The organism is Micromonospora craterilacus (assembly GCF_003236315.1).
GTDB lineage: Bacteria > Actinomycetota > Actinomycetes > Mycobacteriales > Micromonosporaceae > Micromonospora > Micromonospora craterilacus.
In genome coordinates this window covers 1-1,513 of sequence record NZ_POTY01000466.1, presented here as the reverse complement: position 1 = coordinate 1,513, position 1,513 = coordinate 1, and the positions used below count along the sequence as shown (strand labels likewise).

The following is a 1,513-nucleotide window of genomic DNA, read 5'->3' as shown; positions in this document are numbered from 1 at the left end:
CGCGTCCGTGGGGGTGGGCCGGGTGCCGGATGATCGCAGCACCGTCCGGGTCGCCACGGCGACCCGGACACTGGCCGGCCCGCCTCTGCTGGCGTCCCGGTTGACGCCCGCCGTGCTGCCCGAGCCGGTGGTCCTGCGGCCCCGGTTGGCCCGGTTGCTGGACGACGGGGTGGCCCGGCCGGTCACCCTGGTCCGCGCCCCCGCCGGCTGGGGCAAGACGACGTTGCTCGCCTCGTGGCGGCGCGCGGCCGTCGAGGCCGACCCGGACGCCCCGGCACCGGCCTGGGTCTCGGTCGAGGTCGGCGACGACACCGATCGCCTCTGGTCGTACCTCGTGGCGGCGCTGCGCTCGGTCGCGGACCCCGGTGCGGACCCGGCCGCCGCACCGGCACCCGACCGGGCGCCGCGACCGGACGAGCTGGAGGTGCTCGCCGCCGCACTCGCCGCCCGGGAACGGCCGGTGGTGCTGGTCCTGGACGACCTGCACCGGGTCACCGAACCGGCGGCGTTGGCCGGGCTGGAGTTCCTGCTGCGCCATACCGAGCAGCGGCTGCGTCTGGTGGTGGCCGGGCGCTCCGGTCTGCCGCTGGCGGTGCACCGGCTCCGACTGGCCGGCGAGCTGACCGAGATCGGCCCGGACGAGTTGGCCTTCACCGGTGACGAGATCGTCGACCTGCTGACCGCACACGGGGTGGCGGTGCCGGCCGCCGCGGTGCGGCGGCTGCGGCAGCGTACCGAGGGCTGGGCGGCGGCACTGCGGTTCGCCGCGCTCGCCCTGCGCAGCCAACCGGACCCGGAACGTTGGATCAGCCAGCTCGGCGCGGACCAGCCGGAGATCGCCGGCTACCTGCGCGAGGAGGTGCTCGCCGGGTTGGAGCCGGGCAACCGTGAGCTGCTGCGCCGAGCCGCGGTCGCCGACACGGTCTGCGCCGGACTCGCCGACGCGTTGACCGGCGACGCGGACGCCGAGGGGCGGCTGGGCGGTCTCGCGGAGGACGCCGGCCTGCTCCACTCCGACGGTGGGCACCCGGCGTGGTACCGCTGCCATCCGCTCCTGACCGACCTGCTGTACCGCGAGTTGGCCCGGCTGCCCGCCGAGGACCTACGCGACCTGCACCTGCGCGCAGCGGGCTGGTACGCCGGCAACGGCCGGCCGGAGGCCGCGCTGCGGCACGCGCTCGCCGGTGGGGACTGGTTGGGCGCCACCGACCTGTTCGTGACCCGGTGGCCCGAACTCGTACCGTACGACCGGTTCGCCGGTGCCGGGGCGGCACCCGCCGCGCCCCCGCCGGAGGCGGTGGAGCGTGATCCGGAGCTCGCGTTGGCCTGTGCCGCCCAGCGGGCCCTCGACGGCGACGCCGACGCGGCCGGCCGGCACCTGCGGCTGGCCGCCGGGTACGCCGGTGCCCTGCCGGAGCCGCGCCGGGCCCGGTTCGGGCGGCTGGTCGCCGCGGTGGAACTCGCCCTGGCCCGGCTGGCCGGCGACCCCGATGCGGTACGCGCCGCCGCCGCC

General features: G+C 77.7%; 1 protein-coding gene. It reads left to right on the top strand.

Features of this window, described 5'->3' with window-relative positions; all coding sequences use genetic code 11:
• Positions 1-7 precede the first annotated feature (7 nt).
• The coding region (locus C1I95_RS33840; RefSeq protein ID WP_438941366.1) for a winged helix-turn-helix domain-containing protein at positions 8-1,513 on the top strand (1,506 nt) is incomplete at its 3' end.